General features: G+C 69.6%; 19 protein-coding genes. 13 read left to right on the top strand and 6 right to left on the bottom strand.

Going from position 1 to position 21,102, the window contains the following annotated elements; translation table 11 throughout:
* Positions 1 to 48 precede the first annotated feature (48 nt).
* From ACSC1W_RS15740 to ACSC1W_RS15730, 3 genes are read right to left on the bottom strand one after another with little or no spacing between them, the layout of a single operon-like run.
* Positions 49 to 957 carry an ADP-ribosylglycohydrolase family protein gene (locus tag ACSC1W_RS15740; RefSeq protein ID WP_435348525.1) on the bottom strand — a complete coding sequence of 303 codons (909 nt, stop codon included), beginning with the start codon at positions 955 to 957 and terminating at the stop codon, positions 49 to 51.
* Positions 951 to 2,735 (bottom strand): HEAT repeat domain-containing protein, encoded by a 1,785-nt coding sequence (locus ACSC1W_RS15735; RefSeq protein WP_435348524.1) that lies wholly within the window; start codon positions 2,733 to 2,735, stop codon positions 951 to 953. The genes ACSC1W_RS15740 and ACSC1W_RS15735 overlap by 7 nt, the downstream gene beginning before the upstream one ends.
* Positions 2,735 to 4,825, bottom strand: a complete 2,091-nt coding sequence (locus tag ACSC1W_RS15730; protein ID WP_435348523.1) for a vWA domain-containing protein — start codon at positions 4,823 to 4,825, stop codon at positions 2,735 to 2,737. The genes ACSC1W_RS15735 and ACSC1W_RS15730 overlap by 1 nt, the downstream gene beginning before the upstream one ends.
* Positions 4,826 to 5,161: 336 nt before the next feature.
* On the opposite strand from ACSC1W_RS15730, the gene ACSC1W_RS15725 reads away from it, so the two are divergent.
* The 3 genes from ACSC1W_RS15725 (at position 5,162) to ACSC1W_RS15715 (ending at position 8,403) form a co-directional block, all read left to right on the top strand.
* Entirely contained in the window at positions 5,162 to 6,727 is a 1,566-nt protein-coding gene (locus tag ACSC1W_RS15725) for an ATP-binding protein (protein WP_435348522.1), read from the top strand.
* A gap of 122 nt (positions 6,728 to 6,849) precedes the next feature.
* A complete protein-coding gene (locus ACSC1W_RS15720) occupies positions 6,850 to 7,521 on the top strand; it encodes a hypothetical protein (protein ID WP_435348521.1) in 672 nt (223 codons plus the stop codon).
* Between the two features lie 177 nt (positions 7,522 to 7,698).
* Positions 7,699 to 8,403 (top strand): helix-turn-helix domain-containing protein, encoded by a 705-nt coding sequence (locus ACSC1W_RS15715; protein WP_435348520.1) that lies wholly within the window; start codon positions 7,699 to 7,701, stop codon positions 8,401 to 8,403.
* Between the two features lie 12 nt (positions 8,404 to 8,415).
* On the opposite strand, the gene ACSC1W_RS15710 is transcribed toward ACSC1W_RS15715, so the two are convergent.
* Positions 8,416 to 9,459, bottom strand: coding sequence for an NAD(P)-dependent alcohol dehydrogenase (locus tag ACSC1W_RS15710; protein ID WP_435348519.1), 1,044 nt, complete (start codon positions 9,457 to 9,459; stop codon positions 8,416 to 8,418).
* Between the two features lie 97 nt (positions 9,460 to 9,556).
* Between ACSC1W_RS15710 and ACSC1W_RS15705 the strand changes: the two genes are divergently transcribed.
* The 5 genes from ACSC1W_RS15705 to ACSC1W_RS15685 all read left to right on the top strand — a co-directional run bounded on the left by ACSC1W_RS15705 (position 9,557) and on the right by ACSC1W_RS15685 (position 14,865).
* Positions 9,557 to 10,609 (top strand): amidohydrolase family protein, encoded by a 1,053-nt coding sequence (locus ACSC1W_RS15705; RefSeq protein ID WP_435348518.1) that lies wholly within the window; start codon positions 9,557 to 9,559, stop codon positions 10,607 to 10,609.
* 3 nt (positions 10,610 to 10,612) lie between these two features.
* Positions 10,613 to 11,389 carry an iron-sulfur cluster assembly protein gene (locus ACSC1W_RS15700; RefSeq protein WP_435348517.1) on the top strand — a complete coding sequence of 259 codons (777 nt, stop codon included), beginning with the start codon at positions 10,613 to 10,615 and terminating at the stop codon, positions 11,387 to 11,389.
* A 79-nt stretch (positions 11,390 to 11,468) separates the two neighbouring features.
* Entirely contained in the window at positions 11,469 to 12,374 is a 906-nt protein-coding gene (locus ACSC1W_RS15695) for a ketopantoate reductase family protein (protein WP_435348516.1), read from the top strand.
* A gap of 148 nt (positions 12,375 to 12,522) precedes the next feature.
* Entirely contained in the window at positions 12,523 to 14,358 is a 1,836-nt protein-coding gene (locus ACSC1W_RS15690; protein WP_435348515.1) for a right-handed parallel beta-helix repeat-containing protein, read from the top strand.
* Positions 14,359 to 14,370: 12 nt separating this feature from the next.
* A complete protein-coding gene (locus tag ACSC1W_RS15685; protein ID WP_435348514.1) occupies positions 14,371 to 14,865 on the top strand; it encodes a hypothetical protein in 495 nt (164 codons plus the stop codon).
* Positions 14,866 to 14,887: 22 nt separating this feature from the next.
* Here ACSC1W_RS15685 and arsM read toward each other — a convergent pair whose 3' ends face one another.
* Together arsM and ACSC1W_RS15675 are read right to left on the bottom strand one after the other, a co-directional pair.
* Positions 14,888 to 15,736, bottom strand: a complete 849-nt coding sequence (gene arsM / locus ACSC1W_RS15680; protein WP_435348513.1) for an arsenite methyltransferase — start codon at positions 15,734 to 15,736, stop codon at positions 14,888 to 14,890.
* Complete coding sequence (locus ACSC1W_RS15675) at positions 15,733 to 16,098, bottom strand: ArsR/SmtB family transcription factor (protein ID WP_435348512.1); 366 nt, start codon at positions 16,096 to 16,098, stop codon at positions 15,733 to 15,735. Before ACSC1W_RS15675 ends, arsM begins: the two co-directional genes overlap by 4 nt.
* A gap of 168 nt (positions 16,099 to 16,266) precedes the next feature.
* Between ACSC1W_RS15675 and ACSC1W_RS15670 the strand changes: the two genes are divergently transcribed.
* From ACSC1W_RS15670 to ACSC1W_RS15650, 5 genes are all read left to right on the top strand, one after another.
* The gene (locus ACSC1W_RS15670; protein ID WP_435348510.1) at positions 16,267 to 16,548 is read left to right on the top strand and encodes a hypothetical protein; all 282 of its coding nucleotides are present in this window, start codon (positions 16,267 to 16,269) and stop codon (positions 16,546 to 16,548) included.
* 112 nt (positions 16,549 to 16,660) lie between these two features.
* Complete coding sequence (locus ACSC1W_RS15665; protein ID WP_435348508.1) at positions 16,661 to 17,347, top strand: helix-turn-helix domain-containing protein; 687 nt, start codon at positions 16,661 to 16,663, stop codon at positions 17,345 to 17,347.
* A 208-nt stretch (positions 17,348 to 17,555) separates the two neighbouring features.
* Positions 17,556 to 18,803 carry a M20 family metallopeptidase gene (locus ACSC1W_RS15660; protein WP_435348507.1) on the top strand — a complete coding sequence of 416 codons (1,248 nt, stop codon included), beginning with the start codon at positions 17,556 to 17,558 and terminating at the stop codon, positions 18,801 to 18,803.
* A gap of 2 nt (positions 18,804 to 18,805) precedes the next feature.
* Complete coding sequence (locus ACSC1W_RS15655; protein ID WP_435348505.1) at positions 18,806 to 19,918, top strand: alanine/ornithine racemase family PLP-dependent enzyme; 1,113 nt, start codon at positions 18,806 to 18,808, stop codon at positions 19,916 to 19,918.
* On the top strand, positions 19,915 to 21,087 hold the full coding sequence (locus ACSC1W_RS15650) for an NAD(P)/FAD-dependent oxidoreductase (RefSeq protein WP_435348504.1): 1,173 nt from the start codon (positions 19,915 to 19,917) through the stop codon (positions 21,085 to 21,087). The genes ACSC1W_RS15655 and ACSC1W_RS15650 overlap by 4 nt, the downstream gene beginning before the upstream one ends.
* Positions 21,088 to 21,102: the final 15 nt, after the last annotated feature.

The following is a 21,102-nucleotide window of genomic DNA, read 5'->3' as shown; positions in this document are numbered from 1 at the left end:
GATATTCTCCCGAGCGGTTCGGGGTCGAGAATCAGAACGGGCACTCTCTCACCCGTTCAGCAACTGCGTCGCGAGTTCCTCTAGTTCCCGCCGCTCGTCTATCGCCGAGAGCCAGCGGTCCGGCAGGTCGTCCACGCCGAACCGGGCCCCGGCGACGGCACCGGCGATGGCACCGATGGTGTCCGCGTCGCCGCCGCGGTTGACGGCCGTGACTATCGCCTCCTCGGCGCTGTCGGCCGAGAGGGCGTCGTGCAGCGCGGTCTGGAGCGAGTGGACGACGTAGCCCGACGTCGACAGCGACCCGACGTCCTCCCTGCGAGCGAGAGGGTCGAGTGCGGTCACGAGTTCGTCGGGAGCGTCGGACCGGACGCGAGCCAGCGCCGTCGAGAGTGGGTCGGACTCGTCGCGGAGGAACCCCGCGATGGTCAGGTTCAGGACGGCACAGCCGTGGGTGCAGCGCGGGTCGGCGTGGGTTATCGTCGAGGACTGCCGACTCACCTGCACCAGCGTCTCCAGGTCGGTGGGGTACGCCAGGGCGAGCGGCGGGCACCGCATCACGCTCCCGTTCCCGGCGTTGCTCCCCTCCGCGCTCTCTCGCCAGACCTGCTGGCCGGCCTCGTCCCAGGCTTGCCCGCGCTTCAGCGCCTGGAGAGACTTGCGAGTCATGGTCCCGATGTCGAAGGGGCCGGTGTCGTACCACCCGACGAACCGGTCGGCGACGTCGGCCGGGTCGAACGCCCCCCGTTCGACGAGGCTCCGTGCGATGCACAGCGCCTGCTCCGTGTCGTCGGTTATCGTCCCGGCCGGTTGTCCCCAGGTCCCGTCGCCGCCCATGTCGGTCAGTCGGCCGTGTTCGGCGGCGATGGCGTCGGCCGACCTGAACTCGACGGGTCGGCCGAGGGCGTCTCCGCAGGCCAGTCCGAGGAGACATCCCCGTGCGCTCTCTGTCGTTAGCATCGTTCGATCCGGGCGAGCGCCCACGCTGCTCTGGTCCGTACCTCGACCGTCTCGTCCTGCCGTGCCCGTTCCTTCAGGTTCGCCGTCGCCTCGGGCGCTCGCAGGTGGCCGAGCGCCCAGCAGGCGTTCTCGCGGACGAGCGGTTCGTCGTCCGAGAGCAGGTCGAGGAACGTCGGAATCGCGTGTTCGACCGACGCCGGGAAGTCCTCGGCCACCCGGCTGAGCGTCCCGCTGGCGTTGATGCGCGTGTAGTCGTCGTCGGCCGTCAGCAACGCGGCTATCTCGTCGGCGTACGGTTCGACGACGTCGGTGTGGACGACGGCGACGTCGGCGAGGAGCGCGATGGCGTTGTTCCGGAGTTTGTGGTCGTCGGCGTCGAACAGGGGCACCACGTCGTCGACGATGTCCACCGCGACGCCCGGGTACTCGTCGACGACCTGTCCGAGGGCGCTGGTCGCGTTCAGGCGAACGCTGTCGGACAGCGACTCGTCGAGGATGGACTCGGCGAGCGTCTCGGCGACGGGTTTCACCTCCTCGGGGTACTCCCGGGCGACCCGGGAGAGCGCGTACAACGCGTACTTCAGGCCGTCGGCGTCGTCCTCGACGACGGTCGCGAGCCCCGGGACGGCGTCGACGGCGTCGGCAGGCCACTCCTCGGCGACGGCGGCGATGCACCGGGTCGCCTCGCGACGGGCCGTGACGTTGTTCGAGTCGAGGTACGGGACGAGTTCGCCGGCGAGGTGTGCGACCGCCCCCGGGTCGGCATCGGCGATGGCCCGGAGCACGACCAGCGCGTCCGCTGGGGACTGGAACGTGCCGGTCGCCAGCCCCGACCGCAGGACCGGAACCGCGGGCGTGCACTCCTCCGGTCGTGCGAACGCGACGTGGCGCAGCGCTCGCAGGGCGTTCCGCTGCAGGGTGTCCAGGGGGCCGTCGGCCTCGTGCTCGAACAGGCCGAGGAGCGTCGGGATGTGGACCGCGTCGGGGTCGACACTGGCGAGTCGCTTCAGCCCCGCTGCCGTTTCGGCCGGCGTCTCGGCGTCGGCAGTGTACCGGTCGGGGGGCGGGTCGACGACCGAGAGCAGTTCGATGTCGTCGAGTGGCACGATGAACCGGTCGCCACCGGGCGATACCGGTGTACACTGGATGGCTGGCGCTACCGACGGCCGTTCGAGCCGCACCGCGTCGAGCGAGACGCTGTGGCACAGCCGCGTTCGCTCGGTCCCGTCGTCCACGTAGGTGAGTTCGAACCCCGCCGCGTCGCCGTGCTCGTCGAGGAACGACGAGAGCATCGACGCGTCCATCGGCACGATTCCCGCAGAGGACGGGAGTCCGCCGTCGGTGACGGGTTCGCGGGCCCACGGCAGCGACGGGTCGACGTCGCCCCGTTCGACCGCCGGGACGAACTCCCAGGCGTGGTAGTGGTCCCAGCCGTCCACGTCGCCCAGGTCGAGGTCGTCGACGACGACGTAGCCGTCGGCGTCGGGGTGCAGGTCGGCGACGAGCGACAGGCGCTCGCGCCGGGTCGGGAACCGCTCGTACCGACCGTCGGGCCCCTTCTCGCCGAGCCAGTCGTCCCAGTCGTCGGCGTGGCGGCCGACGACGTCGACGACGCCGGGGATGGCCGCCTCCTCGGCGAGCGACTGGTTGCCGATGGCGTAGACGGCGTGGTCGGTCTCGTGGGCGAGGTGCCGGACCCACGTCAGCGGGACCGCCTCCCTGTTCGGGTGCGGGTTCACGTCGACCGTCCAGTCCCGGTCGAAGGCGAAGACGAGCATCAGTCCCGCACCTCCGTGGTCGACGCGGGTGCCTCCCGACACAGCGTCCCGAGCAGTTCCACCTCCTGCTGGAGCGTCTCGTCGGCGAGCGCCTCCGCCTCGGCTTCGAGGTAGCTCCGGAGGCGGTCGAACCGCTCTGCGTACTCGTCGGGGACGACCAGGGGGACGGACTCGCGCTCGTGCCGGCCGCGCTGGTCCGGGAGCAACCAGTCGTCGACGCCCGACGCCGAGTCGGCACGCTGGTGGACGTCCCTCGCCCACGCCCGGAGTTCGCGGGCGTACCGTGCCAGCGTGACGGCCTTCCGGACGCCGTCGTGAGCGAACGACTCGGGCTCGTCGGGCATCCCGACGTTCACCCGTTCCGTGTACTCGTCGCCGTCCCGTTCCGTCCACGACGCGACCAGTTCGAGGTCGGCGTCCTGGCCCGTCCGTTCCAGCCGGACGAGGACGACGCCACCGCGCGCCTCCCCGTCCTGCTTGGCCGACGGGAACAGCGTCCCGACGTGCATGAGCCGGTCGGTCGCGGCGTCGGCCGACGGTGACCCGTGGACGGCCGCGACCTCGTAGCCGTCGGCGTCGAGTTCGAGGTCCAGGTCGTACACCAGCGGCGTGACCATGTAGTCGAACTCCTCGCCCAGTCTGCGCTCGAACTCCGCCGCCGAGTGGACGAAGTAGTGGTTCGCCCCGCGGACGCCGGACAGCGCGTCGGCCAGTTCGGCGTTCGCGTCGAGGCCCATCCCGACGAACGTCGTGTGGACCCCGTGACTCGCGGCGTCGGCGAAGCGACCGACGAGTTCGTCCTCCCCCGTCGCGCCCGTGTTCGGCATCATGTCGGTCATGAAGACGACGCGCCGTTCGACCTGCGGGTCGGCCGCGTCGTCGACGAGCATGTCGACGGCCGCCTCGAAGCCGTCGGCCACGTTCGTGCTCCCGCCCGCCGCGATTTCGCGGACGTGGCGGCGGATGGCGGGCATGTCCGTCGTCGCGACGTCCCGGAGGGGCTTCGCGACGTGGGCGCGGTGGTTGTAGAGGACCACGCCCAGTCGGTCGTCCGCCCGGAGCTGCTCGGTGAGCGCACACAGCGACTGCGTGGCCGCGTCGAGCTTCGTCGTCGAATCGGACTCGGCCTCGCGCTTCCGGCCGTGTTCGTCGTAGTAGTACGCGTCGAACGGGCTGTCCATCGACCCGGAGACGTCGAGGACGGCGACGAGGTCGAGGCGCGGTCGCTCGAAGTCCGCGACGGACAGCGTCGAGTCCAGCCCGACGGACAGGTAGCGTTCGGTCTCCCCGGTGAGCGGGTGGTCGCTCACGGCGGCGGCGTAGCGGGGTGCGAACAGTGCGTCGGGTTCCGTCCGGGTCCCCGTCTCGAAGTGGTAGTCGTAGAACAGTCCCTCGTCGCTGACCGCCTCGGGCTGTGGCGTGTAGCCGTTCGCGACGTTCTCGCGGAAGTTGGCCGCGTCCTTGGCCCCGCCCGTCGCCAGGCCGACCGACTCCTCCATCGCCATGTCCGCGCTGGGCGCCGGTGACGCGTTCAGTAGCTCGACGGAGTCGGGGCTGCGGTCCGCCCCGTGGCCCGCCCGGAGTTCGTACGCGTCGAGGTGGCGCCCGCAGGACTCGCAGACGTAGTCGGGCGCGTACACCGACTCGCCGTCCTGCATCGGCGTCCAGTCGTCGACGGTGCCGTCCTCCCGGCGGACCAGGCGGACGGACGTCCTGTCGTCCACGATGCCGACCGGTTCGGTGATGCCGAGTTCGGCCTTCGCCTGCGCGAGGACCGGGCCCGCCGCGTCGATGACCTGTCCCGACCGGATGGTCCCCCCACAGTCGGGACAGTCGGCCGCGACCGATTCGCCCGAATCGATGGGCCCGGCCCCGAGCAGTCCCGACAGCCGGTACGTCTCGCCCGTCTTCAGGTCCAGCAACGGGTCGCCGTCGGGCGTGACGAAGACGGAGAACGGCGTCCCCGCCCGGTCGACGACCAGCAATCGCCGGACCCGTTCTCCCGCACAGTCCATCGGCCGCCGCGAGATGAACTCGACCGTCACGTCGAGTCGCTGGCCCTCCGTTACGTCCGCGTGTGTCGTTTCCATGAATTCTGTCTCGACTGCCGTGCCCCGGGCAGTCAACGGGTGTTCGGTGGCGGTGCAGACCAGCTCGCCGACGCGGTGTGAGAAAAAATACACCGCGGTGGGGCTTTCCCAACTCCCCCATCCATCGGATTGTCCCATACCGACATAAATCCTTCGACTAGTTGCAGGATGTAGTACGTTATCCGAACGAAAGGGACATCGGGATGGTCTTTATAGAGAAACCGGCCGCTGTCGGACGTCGGCTCCCCGGTTACCGGTCGATAACCGCCCCCGGACTGTCGTGTACGTAGTCGAAACAATCATTGCGACGGCTCTCGTTGCTGCGCCAACGAGACGATGTCCATCGACGCCGGTGATGCCCTGGTCCGAGCCCTCCACGAGCACAACCCGTGGTGGGAGCGCGGCACGGAGGCGTTCACGCTCCCCGCCCGCCAGAAGAGCGACTTCTACCACCTCGCCCGCCCCGACGACGAGGGGAGCCAGTTCGAGGACCAGCCCCTCCTCGGACTCGTCGGCCGCCGTGGCGTCGGGAAGACGACCCTCCTCCACCAGTTCGTCCACCACCGCATCGACGCCGGCGACGAGCCGGAACGGTTCCTCTACCTCCCCTTCGACGCCGACCCCCTCTACCAGCTCCAGTCGGACGAACAGCTCAGACGTGCGGTCCGGTACTACGAGAGTCGCGTCCTCGGCCGGCTCGAGACCGATACCCCCCACTTCCTGCTGCTCGACGACGTCCACTGGATCGAACACCCGAACAAGCCGACCATCGACGGCTGGGGCGTCCCGGTCGCGGAGTTGCTCGAGAACGTCCCCGACCGACACGTCGTCGTGACTGCGAGCGCCGGCGTCCAGGTCGAGCGCGAACTCGACGGCGTCGGCGTCCCCGACGAGGACTACGACGTCCAGCCCATCCTCCCCGAGAAGTTCCGCGACTACCTCTTCACCCTCTACCCCCAGCTCGAGGAGGGCGAGACGCGCGTCAGCCCGACGTCGATACGTGTCGGCGAGAACAGCCTCCCGGCCGCGATACAGAGCGGCGACGTCGACCCCCTCGTCGCGGAACTGCGACGGAAGCACGGACAGGTCGCGGCCGTCGAGCGCCGCATCCAGTCACAGGTCGTCGACTACCTCGCGATGGGGGGCACCATCAGCTACGCGCGAGACGGCGCCGTCGAGTCGGCCGCCGACCTCGACCCGGCCGACTACACGCGGCTGCGCGAGACCGTCCGCGACGCGCTGTACCAGGAGGTCCCCGGCTTCGAGTCGATACAGACCATCGCCGACCTGGAGCGCCTCTGTGCGCTGGCGGCCCGGAACCGGGCTGCGGAACCGTTCCGGTACCAGGCGCTCGTCGACCTGTTCGACGTCGACCGGCGGACCATCGCGGACAGCTACCTCCCCGCGCTCGGCCAACTGTACCTGTTGACCGGCGTCACCGAGTACGACAACAGCCGCCCGCGGTCGGTGCGCCTCTACCTCCGCGATACCGGGCTGGTGACCGCCCTCGCCGACGGCGACGCCGCGACCGTCCGGAGCGACTTCGACCGCGAGGCCGACCTCGCCCGCGTGGCCGCGTTCGACCACACGATGCGGTTCGCCTACGGCGTCAACGCCATGCAGGGAACCGAGGCCACGCCGTCGGTCCAGTACTGGCGCGGCCGAGCCGGCGAGGTGGACTACGTCTTCGAGGTGGACGACACGCCGGTCCCCATCGGGCTGGCCTACCGGTCGCGGGCCCGCGAGGACTCGATTGCGGCCGTGCGAGAGTTCAAACGGACGTACGACGCCCCCGTCGGGTTCCTCCTCGCCGGCGACACCGTCCGGGGCCGCGAACCGGTCGCGGACCTGGGCGACGGCGTCGTCCAGCTCCCGTACTGGCTGTACCTGCTGCTGTGTTAGGACCGTCGCAGGTGGCTGTTCGGGTCGGCAGTGGGTCACCGGTCCGACCAGCTGCAGACCGACTTGACGTCAGCGCACACGTGAGACCAAAGACTGATGTTGCTAGATACCAGTTAGCGGATATGTTGAGTCAGCGTGACTACGCCCTGCTCGGCGTCGTCCTGGGGACGGTCCTGCTGACTGGCTCGGTGTTCGCCTTCCCGAACGGGTTCTACCCCGAGTACCAGTACGAGGTCGAGCGCGTCACCATGGACGACGAGGTGTTCGTCTACGGTTGGGCGACCCACGCGCCCGAGGTCCGCACCTGTGACGAGACCGACGCCTCCCTGGCCTGCACGTTCGAGCGCCGCGTCAGGGACGATGGACCGGTCGTCAGCGACGAGTACGTCCGCGGGCGGTACGACCTCGTGTTCTTCAGGAACGACACGACCAGTGGCACCTACTACCTGGCGACCGCGACCGAACTCGCCAACGGTTCGTACGCACACGAACTCGAACAGCTCGGACCGCGAGAGGCGCTCTCGGTCGCCTCGCTGGACGCAGACCGTCTCCACCCCGAGTTCCGACGGCTACTCGTCCGCGGCGAGGCCAGGTCGACCACTCCGATTCCCGGCTGGAACGAGTGGGAGGTGTCCGAGTACCACATCGTGGAATACGACGGTCGGTACTACCGGCAGGATGGCTTCACGTACGACGGAACCAAGCGAGGAATCGAAGGACTCGTCCGTTCCCTCGTCGGCGTCGTCGGACTCGGCATTCTCGTGGTCAGCCTCGACCGCGCCCGGGACCCGTAACTCGCTGTACCGTTCCCGTGTGGTCGGCGAGTTCGGACAGGTCGAAGTCGAACGAGCGTGACCGGGTATCGATGGGCCGGACTGGCGACGCTCGGTCGAGATGTGACCGCGAATCTCACGTCCGCCTCCCTGCCCACCGACACAACTGTTAGTACGAGTGCAGTGGTACCATGACACATGGACGCGACCACGCGGCCGACCGAGTCGCCAGTCGACGTGGAGTTTCGGGTCCGTGACCGGGACTGCTTCTTCGTCGAGGCGTCGGACGCCGTCGAGCGCCGAGTGAGCCTCGAACACTTCGTCAATCGGTCGGACGGACAGCTGATGGAGTACTGTACGGTCGAGGACGCGGCCCCCGACCGGGTGCGGTCGATGGCGGCCGACGCGGACACCGTCGCCGACGCCAGACTCGTCAGCCGTGGCGTCGACGGGGTGCTGTTCGAGTTCGAGGTCTCGGGACCGTGCGTCACGACCACGCTCGCCGACGCGGGGGCCATCGTGCAGTCGGTCACGGCGGCGGACGGCGTCGGTCGCGTCGTCGCCAGCGTCCCGCCCCACGTCGAGGTTCGACAGGTGGTCGAGACGTTCCGTCGGCGACACCCACACACCGACCTCGTCGCGCGGCACGACTCCGGGGGGACGTTCCCCGTCCAGACCGAGCAGGGGGTGCAGGTGGCGCTGCTGGACCGACTCACGGAGAAGCAGGCGGAGGTGCTCCGGACCGCCTATCGTGCCGGCTACTTCTCCTGGCCGAGGACGTGTACGGCGACGGACTGTGCCGACGCGCTCGGCATCGCCCAGCCGACCTTCAGCCAGCACGTCCGGGTCGCACAGGAGAAGGTCTTCGGCGGCCTGTTCGACGGGTCCAGCCGGAACCAGTGACCGCTCACCTCGTCACGGCGGCGTGATGACGGCCCGGCCCTCTATCTCCCGGTGTTCGAGTCGCTCGGCGACCGTGTTGATGTCGTCGAGGTCGTACCGCGACGTCCGCAGTTCGACGTCGCCACGGTCGACCAGCGCGACGAGTTCCTGGAGTTCGGAGTACTTGCCGACCAGCGTCCCCCGGTAGGAGAACTCGCCGTTGACGAGCGCCTGGGCGGGCTGGTGGACGTGCCCGCCGTAGCCGACGACGTGGTGGTCGCCCCCGGCGGCGACGATGTCGGGTGCGTACCCGGTCGTGGCGTCGGCACCGACGAAGTCGAGCACCTGGGCGGCGCCCGTCTCGTCGGTCAGTTCCGCGACTCGCTGGCGCAGGTCCTCCTCGTCCGAATTGACCGTGTAGTGTGCCCCGAGGTCGGCCGCCAGGTCGAGCGCCTCGTCCTTGACGTCCACCGCGGTGATGGTCGCGGCGCTCATCGCGTTCAGGCACTGGAGCCCGATGTGGCCGAGTCCGCCGATGCCGATGACGACCGCGTGGTCGCCGGGGTTGAGCTCTCTCGCGGCCTTCTTGACCGCGTGGTACGCCGTGATTCCGGCGTCGGCGTGGGGTGCGATGTCGGTCGGGTCGACGCCCCCCGGGAGTGGGATGACGGCGCGTTCGTTCGTGAGCAGGTACTCCGCGAAGCCGCCGTCCGTGGTGAGGCCGTTGAACGCGTTGTTCTCGCAGTACATGTCCTCCCCCAGCCGACAGGGGCGGCACGTCCCGCAGGTCTGTACCGGGTGGCAGATGACGGGGTCGCCGACGTCCACCAGAGACACCTGGGCACCGGTTTCGGCGACGACGCCCGCGTTCTCGTGCCCGAGCGTCATCGGGAGTTCCTGCGGGACGTACTCGGCCCACATCCCCTCGATGATGTGGTTGTCCGTCTGGCACCACCCTGCGCCCGAGACCTCGACGACCACGTCGTCCGGCTGTGTCGCCACCGGCCGGTCGACGTCCTCGATCTGGAGCGCGTGACTCATGTCGTCCGTGTACTCGTGAAGTCTGGCTGCCTGCATGCTATCTGGTAACACATCGTTGGCCCGGAGAGTAAGCGACGTGCCTATAATCATCGGTACAACCGATATTGCCCATTGTTACCATTGTACATGCACGATGTACACACACGACGGCGAAGAGGTGTTCGTCATCGATAGCCACGTCCACCTCTGGGACGCCAGCGAGGAGAACATCACGCACGACGGGGGAGAACAGTTCATCCAGTGCTTCTACGACTACCACACGGCGTTCACGCCCGAGGAGGAGCAGTGGGACATGGAGACGTACCGGAAGTACGGCCAGGAGAAGATGGTCGAGGACCTGTTCCGCGACGGGTTCGTCGACATGGGCATCTTCCAGCCGACGTACCTCTCGGACTTCTACGACGAGGGGTTCAACACGACCGAACAGAACGCAGAACTCGCCGAACGGTATCCCGAGCGGTTCGTGCTGAACGGGGCCTTCGACCCACGCGACGGCGAGGAGGGCCTCGAGTACCTCGAAGCCCTCGACGACGAGTACGACCTGCAGGGGGTGAAGCTCTACACCGCCGAGTGGCGCGGCGATTCCAAGGGCTGGCGACTCGACAGCGAGGAGTCCTTCGAGTTCCTCGAGAAGTGTGCGGAACTCGGCATCGAGAACATCCATCCCCACAAGGGGCCGACGATTCGGCCGCTGAACAAGGACGCCTTCGACGTCGGCGACGTCGACGACGCGGCCACCTCGTTCCCCGAACTCAACTTCGTCGTGGAACACGTCGGCCTCCCGCGACTGGACGACTTCTGCTGGATCGCTGCCCAGGAGCCGAACGTGTACGGCGGCCTCGCTGTCGCCGCACCCCTCGCGCAGAACCGGCCCCGGAAGTTCGGCGAGATACTCGGCGAACTCCTGTTCTGGCTCGGCGAGGACCGCATCCTGTTCGGCTCCGACTACGCCATCTGGGAACCGGACTGGCTCATCCCGACGGTGATGGAGGCCGAGTTGACCCCCGACCAGCGCGACGAGTACGGCGTCGAACTCACGACCGAGATAAAGAAGAAGTTCATGGGGGAGAACGCCGCGGAACTCTACGACATCGACATCGAGGCGAAGAAGTCGCAGTTCGAGGACGACCAGCTCAGCCAGGAGTTCGGGCTCGGTGCACAGTACGAATCGTCGGCGGCCGACTGACCCATGTCGACGGACCACCCGAACGGCACGGTCGAGGGAGGCCCCGACCGGGACGCCATCACCGAGCGACTGCGCCGCGTCGACGACCCCGAACTGGACCGCTCCATCGTCGAACTGGACTACGTCGAGGCGGTCGCGGTCGACGGCGGCCACGTCCGGGTCTCGTTCGTCTTGCCGACGGCGTGGTGCTCCCCGGCGTTCGCGTGGATGATGGCGACCGGCATCCGGGACGAGGTCGGGTCGCTCCCGGGCGTCGCCGACGTGACGGTCGACCTGCGCGAGCACATGCACGCCGAGGAGATAACCGAGGGCGTCAACGAACGGCGACCGTTCCCGGCCGCGTTCCCCGACTCCGAGGCCGGCGTCGACGCCGTCCGTCGCAAACTCGACGAGAAGGCGCGGCTCGCCCGCCAGTACACCGCCGTCGAGGCCCTGAAGGACGCCGGTCTGGACCCGGAACAGATAGCCGCCCTCAGCCGTGCCCAGGTCGAACGCGACCCCGACGCGAACCGGTCGACCGTCTCGCTCCACGACGGGTCCGTGTTCGTCGTGGTCGACGACGAACCCCTGGCCGACTACCTGGAGAAGGCGCGAGCGACCGGCGTCGTGACGGGCCCGGACGACCCGCTGTTCGCCGACCCCGACGGCGACCCCATCGACCCCGGGGCGTTCGACCTGGTCCAGGCCCGGGCACGGTCCGCGAACGTGAACGTCGGCGGCCAGGGCAGCGTCTGTGCCGCCCTGCACGAATCGCGCAACGGGCCGACGGACGACGACTGATGGGTCGGAGAGCGCCGCCCCGACCCGTCTCGACCGACGGTGGAACAGCCGTCTCTCGCGGTGGCCGGAACGTGGTAGCGTGAAGATAGCCGTCGTCGGTGCGGGGGCGCTCGGGTGTCTGTTCGGCGGCCGACTCGCCGCCGCCGACCACGAGGTCTGGCTCCTCCACCACCGGGAGGAGGTCGCCCGCGTCCTCTCGAACGAGGGGGTGACGGTCCGACGACCCGGGGAAGCACCGCTGACGGTCGCGGTCGACGCGACGACCGACGCCTCCGACGTCGGGCCGGCCGACCTGGTCCTCGTCCTCGTCAGGGCACACCAGACCGGGACGGCACTCGCCGACCACGCCGCCTGCATCGGACCGGACACGCGGGTGCTGTCGGTGCAGAACGGCCTCCGGACCGACGACCACCTCCGCGACGCGGTCGGACGCGACCGGGCCTACTGCGGAGTCACGTACGAGGCGGCGACTGCGGCGGGACCGGGGACCGTCACCCACACCGCGGCGGGACTGACGACGTTCGGCGGCGGAACTGCCCGTGGCCGGTCCGCGATTCGGGACGCGCTGACGGACGCGGGCTTCGACGTCGAGTCGGTCGCCGACCCCCGACCGGTCGTCTGGGAGAAGGGCGTCCTGGTGCTGGCGACGGCACCCGTCCTCACGCTGACTGGCTGTCCCGTCGGACGGCTCACGACCGACCCACTGGCGGGCGTGGTCACCCAACTCCTGACGGAGGCGGCCCACGTCGCCGCCAGCCAAGGGGTCGACGTCGACGTCGCGGAGCGACGGGAGACCGTCGCGTCGATGGCCCGGTCCCACGGCGACCACACGGTGAGCATGGCACAGGACGTTGCCCAGGGCCGACGGACCGAGATAGACGAGTTGAACGGGGTGGTCCTCGACCTGGCCGAGGACGCGGACGTCGACGTCCCCGCGAACGCCCTCGTGACGGCACTCGTCCACGGGCTCGAACGGTGTTCGTGACGCCGTTCCGAGGTCATCGCACGTTCACGCGGGGTCGTCACCGTCGGGACCCGGAGCCGACGGCGATGGCGACGCCGGGAGACGACGTGACCAAACGTCGCCAACTGGACGCAACGGTTTACGACCTGCCTACGGACTGATGTACTACATGTCCTCCTCCAGGCGCTGGGTAGGTCTCGTCCTCGTGCTCGTACTCCTGACGCCGGTGGCGAGTGCCGCCGTTACGACGGCGGAATCGCGTGCAACCGTCGGGCAGGGTCACGCTCCGGCGGTCGTGCAGTCGGGAGCCGAGACGACAGAGACGACGGCAGGGCCGTCGGAAGCGACGACCACGACGACGGAGGAACCGGAGGCGACCACGACGGAGGCGCCGGCGGGACCGGAGGCAGAGACGACGACCGAGTCGACGCCCACGTCGACGGAGACGCCGACGGAACCGACAGCAGATACGACGCCCACGTCGACGGAGACCCCGACCGAGCCGACTGACTCGACCGACACCGTCACCGAACTGGACTCCTGCCAGGTGATTCGGGACCCCGGTCGGTACGAACTCACGACAGACGTCACCGGTGGCCAGGCCGGCATCTGCATCCACGTCCGGGCGAGCGACGTCGTCCTCGACGGGAACGGCAACGCGGTGACGGGTGCGGGCGCGTCCGACTCCGTCGGCGTCTTCGTGTACAACGGCTCCGCCGGGGAGGAAGTCGACAGGGAGGACAGCCTCTCGAACGTCACCGTCCGGGACGTCCGGGTCACGAACTGGGACGACGGCGTGGTCGTCGGCGACATGAACGGCATCGGGACCGAGGTCACTCTCCGGAACGTCGAGGCCCGGAACAACGCGAACGTCGGCGTCTCGTTGACCGAGGTCGGGGGTGCCGAACTCGTGGCCGTCACCGCCTCGGAGAACAGGTTCGGGATGTACCTCTGGGAGACCCACGACAGCACTGCCAGGGGCGTCACCGTCGCCGACAACGACGAGGTGGGACTGTACCTCGCCCAGGAGATTCACGACAACGTCTTCCGGGACGTTCGCGCGACCGGCAACGGACCGGGCGGCCGCGCCGCGGGCATCTACCTGTCGACCGACGTCGAGAACAACAGCCTCTCCGACGTCTACGCGGCGAACAACGCCCACGCCGGCATCCGGTTCTCCGACAGCTACGAGAACACGGTCCGAGACGCCGTCTCCGAGGCGAACGGCGGGCCGGGCATCCTCGGGATTCCGGCGAACGGGGACCGCCTGCAGAACGTGACCGTCCGTGACAACGACGGGCCAGTTCTCTCACAGCGCCGGGGGGGCATGGTCGCGGACGGCCTGCACGTCGGGTCGACGGCGACCCTCTCGTTCGACGAGCAACCGGTCGAGGTCGGGACGGTCGACAGGAACGCACTCCCCGGTGACCTGCCCGGTGACGTGGTTTCCGACCGCGCGATAAACGTGACCGGCGTCCAGACGCAGGTCGACCTCGCCCTCTCCTACGGTGGTGAGGGGTCGACCGTCGAACTCTGGCGCTTCGACGGCAGTTCGTGGCTGCAGGTCGAGGGCGCGACCGTCGACGAGGCGTCGAACGAGGTCTCGGCGACGGTGACCGGGGACGGCATCTTCGTCGCGGTTCGGCAGACGGCGGACGGACAGCCAACGGACGGGACCGGGAGGACTGCGACCGGGCCGACCGCGACGACTTCCACCGAACGGTCCACGTCGACCGGGACGTCCTCGACTGCCACGTCGACCCAGGTCGGGACTGGAGATACCACCGGGACGGCGACGGGTTCAGAACCGACCGCTGCCCCGGGAACGGCGACCGAGGTGGCCGCCCCGACCGGGACGGACGAGGTCGACCCGGCGGACACGACGACGCCGGGGCCGGCGGGTCCGGGAGACGGTGAGCCGGTTCCCACGCCGTCGCTCGTCGTCGTCGCCCTCGTCGTCGGCCTGACGATGTTCGTGGCCGCCCGGGTCGGCGGCGACCGGTAGCGACGCGGGACCATGTCGCTCCGGGAACGTACGCTCCGTCCGCTCCAGTGGCGGGCGGTCGCCCTCGGAAGTGCGGTGGAGGTCGTCGCCGTTGCGGTCGGTCTGTTCGTACCCCTCGCGCCCGGCGTCCTCGATACGGGCGTCGTGCTCCTCCTGAGCATGGGACTCCCCGGCGGGTTCGTGGCCGGCCAGCGCGCCGGGGACGGCTGGCGACGGGGTGCCGTCCACGGTGGTCTCGTCGGCGTCGTCGGTGGCCTCGTCTTCGCGCCGGCCCTCTGGGCGACCTTGTACGGACTGGTCCCCCGGGCCAGGGACAGCGCCTTCTGGGGGCTCAACTACGTCCTCGCCACGAGCGGGGTGGTCCCACCCGGACTCGTCGAGACGTACGGTCGTCTCGTCGTCGTCCTGCTGGCCGCACTCGGAGCGCTCCTCGTCGTCGTCGAGGGGGTCGTCGCCGGCGTCGCTGCCACGCGGTACCCCGCCGTCGTGTTCGAGCGCCGAGGGTGACTCCCGGTTCGGAACGGCCGCGTCACTCGTCGCGCTCGGAATCCGAACCGGGTTTCACGCCCTCGATGGTGGCGGAGACGAGGTACTCGCTCAGGTCGCGCTCGTCGTCCCACTCGCTGATGAACTCCTCGCTCTCGTCCTTCGGCGCGATGTCGACCGAGACGAACCCGACGTCCTCGAGCATCGATTCGAGCCGGTCGACGGTCGACGCGCCGGAGACGCACGCAGCCAGGGATTCCGGGTCGGTGCGGACGTCATCGGGGAACGGTGCCGTCTGTACCACGTCGGAGATGGCGAGTCGTCCGCCCGGTTCGAGCACCCGGAACGCCTCGGCGAACACCTGGCGCTTCTCGGGCGACAGGTTGACCACGCAGTTCGAGATGACGACGTCGACGGTCTCGTCGGCGACCGGGAGGTGTTCGATCTCGCCGAGTCGGAACTCGACGTTCGAGGCGTCGTTCTTCGCGACGTTCTCGCGGGCCTTCGTGACCATCTCCGGGGTCATGTCGACGCCGACGACGGTCCCCGATTCGCCCACCTCGGCCGCGGCGAGGAAGCAGTCGAACCCGGCGCCCGACCCGAGGTCGAGCACCGACTCGCCGGGAGACAGGTCGGCGATGGCCCTGGGGTTGCCACAGCCGAGTCCGAGGTCGGCACCGTCGGCGACCGCGCTCACGTCGTCGGCGTCGTACCCGAGTTGCTCGCTCTCGGTCCCGGAGTCGTCGCAGCAGGAGTCGTCGTCGGAACCGCTACAGCAGGCATCGTCGTCGTCGGCAGTCGCAATCTGGGCGTACCGGTCGCGGACGATGCGTCGGGTCTCGTCCGGGGTTCGCTCCTCCGGCGTGCGCCCGGACCGCGATTCCTCGCTCATCGTTCCCCCCGCAGGGCGTCGAGCGTCGAGAGCATCGCCTCGGCCGGGGTCGTCGTCTCGTAGTACCGCCACGACCCCTCCTTGCGACGCGAGACGAGTCCGGCCGAGTAGAGGCGGGACAGCGCCTGGCTGACCGCGCTCTGGCTCACGCCGACCGCCTCGTGGAGGTCACAGACGCAGACCCCGCCGTCGGCGTTCGCGACCCGCCGGAGCAGTTCGTACCTGGTGTCGTTGCCCATCGCCGAGAGCAACTGCAGGTCCTCGACCAGTGCGTCCTCGTCCACCGGTGGGGACCCGACGCAGCAGGAGTCTGCGGCCGTCTCCTCCGCGTCGGTCGGCGTCTCGGTAGCGTCCGGAGTCATTTCAGCTATTGCTTATACAAGCAGTTACTAATACGTTTTCCTCTGCGACCGACGGCACTCGTTTCGAGGCCGTCCGAGACTGCTGCGTCGACGTCGGCGACGTCCGCCGAATCCAGTCGGACGGGACGAGGCCGAAACGTACAGGACGCGTCCCGGTTCAGGGTACCTATGGCACCGACCGTCGACGACCTCCGGAACGAGATTCGACAGGCAGTGGGGAGATACGAGCGCATCGAGTCGACAGCCTTCACGAAGGAGGCCCTCGCTGCCATCTGTGAGGCCCTGAACTACGACGTCGACACGAACCGGTTGCCCGCCAAATCGCAGATGCGGGCCGGCATCCTCTGGAAGGTCGGCGTGCTGGACGACGACGACCCGGACGACGCCGGGGGTGCCTTCCGGAAGGCAGAACTCGAGGCCATCGCGGCCGCCCTTCGAGACGCGGCGTGAACGCTCTCTCCCTCGACGACTGACCGTCGCCGCCGGGTCCCGGCCGGCGGTACAGTAATACATCCCGCTGCCCTACCAGAGGGATATGTCTGACGGGTTGCAAAAGAATCGGATGGGGTCCCACCTGACCTTGAGCATCTGGCACCCAGACTGCTGGACGCTCCAGGTCACGGAGGACGCCGACGGGGGCATCTTCGGTCACGGCGTGTACAACGTCGACGACGCGGTGAAGGGGCGGTTCACCGTCTACGGCGAGTCCACGGCGGACCTCGAATCGCTGGTCGAGGACATCGAGGCGTCGGAGCTGACCGACTCGGTGTGGCTCCTCGACAACCACTTCGAGTTCGACAAGCGCGTCCCCACGCCGGGGAACGTGTCCCAGAGCCTGCTCGTGATGTACAGCCACGACCGAAGCATCAACGACGCACTCGTCTCGAACGGGTTCATCCCAGACAAGGCCGTCTGGATACACGACGGCCGCGAGTACTGGAACGTCGTCATCGAGGAGGACCGGTCGAGCATCCAGGACAGACTCGACGTCGTCCGCGACGAGATGGACGCCGAGATAGACGTCCAGCACATCACGTCGGACAACCGCGAGACGGGCGGACTCCTCCAGCGTGGCATCCTCTCCGAGCGCCAGCGCGAGGTGTTCGAACTCGCCCGGGAACGCGGCTACTACACGTGGCCCCGCGAGGTGAGCGCGACCGAGATCGCGGACGAACTCGGCGTCTCGAAGGCGACGACGCTGGAGCACCTCCGGAAGGCCGAGGCCAAGGTCATCGACGCACTGCCCTGAGGTCGGGGCCTCGTCGCCCACCCGAACCCGTCTTCTCGTCACCACGTCGTTCGTCACCACGTCGTCCGTCGGCCCCAGAGCCCGTCACGACGCGTCACTGCCTGCCATGCTAGGGGCGGGGATTAGGGTCTCGTCAGGGGTTGAGTAACCTGTACTAGCGAGCCGTCGAACCGCCGGACGTCGACGGCACAGCACCCGGAGACCTAGCATGAACGACGACACATCCACGACCGGTGCGACAGGTGACGCGACCAGGGTGGCGGAGCACGTCGACGAGGACGAGACGGTCGACCTCCTCCGGTCTCTCGTCCAGATAGAGAGCCCGTACTTCCACGAGGACGAGGTCGTCGAGTTCGTCCACGGCTGGCTCGACGACCGCGGTCTCGACCCCGAGTACCACGAGGTCAGCGAACCGGACGTCACCGGGTACGAGGGTCGGAACGTCCTGGCTCGACTCGAGGGGTCCGACCCCGACGCGCCGACGCTCGTGCTGAACGGGCACGTGGACACCGTCGAACTCGTCGACGGCTGGACCGAGGACCCGCTCTCCGGTCGCGTCGAGGACGGGCGGCTCTACGGCCAGGGGGCGGCGGACATGAAGGCCGGGGTCGCGGCGGCGATGGTCGCGTTCGCCGCGCTCGCCGACGCCGACGCGGACCTCGCGGGCGACGTCCTCCTCACCGTCGTCGTCGACGAGGAGGGGCCGTACGGACTCGGCACCGACCAGTTGCTCCTCGACGGCATCGTCGACGAGTGCGACATGGCGGTCGTCACCGAACCCGGCCCGATACTCGACGCCGAGGGCGGCGAGAACCCCGCGCTCTACCTCGGCGCTCGCGGTCGCTTCCTCTACGACATCGAGGTCCGGGGCACCGCCGCGCACGCCTCGGTCCCCGATTCCGGCCGGAACGCGGTCGTCGCGGCCGGACTGCTCGCGGACGCGCTGTCGGACATGCCCGTCGGCTCGCACCCGCGTCTCGGCGAGGGGTCGGTGTGTCCGCTCGCCATCGAGGGCGGGAGCGAGACGCTGTCGGTCCCCGAGTCGTGTCGACTCGTCGTCGACCGGCACGTCGTCCCCGGGGAGACGGCGGAGTCCGTCGTCGCGGACGCCGAGGCCGTCGTCGAGGACCTCGGACTGGACGCCGACGTCTCGGTCGGGCTCAGGGAGACGCCCCACCCCGATGCGCGCTACGGGCCGTACGTGTTCGACGAGACCGAACCGCTCGTGGAGGGACTGGCGTCGGCGACGCGGGCGGTCACGGGCGAGTCGCCGTCGGTCGGCTACTGCCGGAGCGTCGGGGACTTCAACTACCTCGGTCACCGCGCCGAGGTACCGACGGTCATCCTCGGCCCGGACGGCGACAACATCCACGGCGCCGGCGAGTGGGTCGACCTCGACGAGACGGTCGACGTGGCGCGAATCGTCGCCGCGGGCGCGGTCGAACTCCTCTCGTGAGGATGGCGCCGGCACCCACCTGCGGCGTCGACGCACCGACCGTCCACGTCGACCTCGACGCCATCCGGGAGAACGCCAGGGCGGTCTGTGCGCGCTTCGACGGTCGCGTCGTCGGCGTCACGAAGGCCGTCACGGGCGACCCGGCGGTCGCACGGGCGATGCTCGACGGGGGAGTCGACGGCATCGGCGACTCGCGACTGCTGAACCTCGCACGCGTCGGCGGGCACGTGGACGCCGAGTCGACGCTCCTCGTGTCGCCGATGAGCGAGCACGAGGACGTCGTTGCGACCGCCGACCGGTCGCTCCACAGCGAGGTCGCCGTCGTCGAGGCGGTGGCGGCGAGCGCCCGGGACCGCGGCGTCACGCACGACGTGGTCCTCATGGTCGACACCGGCGACCGGCGCGAGGGCGTGCTCCCGGGGGACGTCCTGCCGACGCTCCGGCGTGTGGTCGACCTGGACGGGGTCCGCGTCGTCGGCGTCGGGACGAACGCCGGGTGCTTCGGCGGCGTCCTCCCGATGCCGGAGGCGATGGCGGAGTTCGTCGAACTCGTCGAGGACGCCGAGCAGGCCCTGGACCGCACCTTCCCCGTCGTCTCCGGGGGCAGCTCCGTCACCCTCCCGCTCGTCGAGGACGGGACTCTCCCCGACCGCGTGAACGAACTCCGGGTCGGGGAGGCCATCCTGCTCGGGACCGACGTCACGAGGGACCGCGAGATTCCCTACCTCAGGGGGGACGCGTTCACCCTGCGCGCCGAGGTCGTCGAGTGCAGACGGAAGCCGTCGACGCCGGACGGCCCGACCGGGCACGACGTCGACGGGAACCGCCCCGACTTCGAGGACCGCGGCGTCCGGGAGCGAGCGATCCTCGCCCTCGGCAGGCAGGACGCCGTCATCGAGGACCTCGTCCCCCTCGCGGCGGGCGTGGAGGTCCTCGGCGCGAGCAGCGACCACACCGTCTGCGACGTCACCGACGCGGCCGACACCGTGACGGTCGGCGACACCCTCGAGTTCCGCATGGGCTATCGCGCACTCGTCCAGGCGTTCACGTCCGAGTACGTCGGGCGCACGCTACGCGAGGGAACGGGGGACGACGAGGGGGCGGTGACGGAGTGACCGACGACACCGACCGCGTCGTCGTCGTGGGTGCCGGTATCGCGGGGGCGAGCGCGGCCGACCACCTCGCCCGGGAGACGGCGACCGACGTCGTCGTCCTCGAACGCGGTCGAAACCCACCGGGCGAGACGACGGCGAAGTCGGGTGCGTTCGTCGGTTTCTGGGGGCACGAGTCGCCCGCCTGCGTCCCGCTGCTCCGGTACGGCATCCGTTACTACCAGCGCCTGCTCTCGACGGGGGCGACGCCGGCGCGGTTCGTCCACGGCGGCCGACTGCGACTCGCCACGACGGCGGCCGGCGACGACGCCATCCGGGCGGACTTCGAAGCCACCTTCGACCGGGCGGTCGAGGACGCGACGGCGACGGGGACGAAAGGTGCGCCCGTCCAGTACCTCGCGGGCGACGCCCTCGGCGAGACGCTGGTCCTGCCCGGACTCGCCACCGACGACGTGACCGGCGCGCTCTACAGTCCCGGCGTCGGCTACGTCGACGACCCGGCGGCGCTCGCGCGAGCGCTCCTCGACCGGGCACGGGCGGCGGGCGCGACGGTCGAGACGGACACGACGGTCACGGACGTCCTGACCGAAGACGGACGGGTGACCGGTGTCCGCACCGGTGACGACCGGATAGACGCCGACGCGGTCGTCGCCGCGGCGGGCCCGTGGAACCGCCGTCTCCTCGCGACCGCAGGCGTCGACCTCCCCGTCCGGAACACTCGCGGTCCCATCCTCGTCCTCGACGGCGACGGACACGGCCTGCCCGCGCTCTACCACGAGGAGAGCGACGTGTACACCCGGCAGAACCGCGACGGGAGCCTGTTCGTCGGTCACTTCCCCGGCCAGTACGACGACGCGGCCGTGCTCGACCCGGACGCGATACCCGACGCGGTCCCCCCTGCACGCCGGGAGTCCTGTCTCGACGCCGTGGAGCGCCTCTGTCCCGGCACCCGGGAGCGACACGTCTCGGACGAGTGGGTCGGCGTCCGCACCGTCACGCCCGACGGCGACCCCATCGTCGGCCCGACCGACGTCGACGGCCTCTCGGTCCTCGCGTTCAACGCGAACGGCATCCAGTACGCCCCCGCCGCGGGGCACGTCGTCGCCGCAGCGGTCGGCGGGTCGACGCTCGACCTGCCGACGGCCGGCGTCGCGTTCGACCGGTTCGCGTGAGCCACGACGGGGCCA

The organism is Haloarchaeobius marinus (assembly GCF_051207415.1).
Lineage (GTDB): Archaea > Halobacteriota > Halobacteria > Halobacteriales > Natrialbaceae > Haloarchaeobius.
The sequence above is the reverse complement of the archived record's forward strand: the minus strand, read 5'-3'. Positions and strand labels throughout refer to the sequence as shown.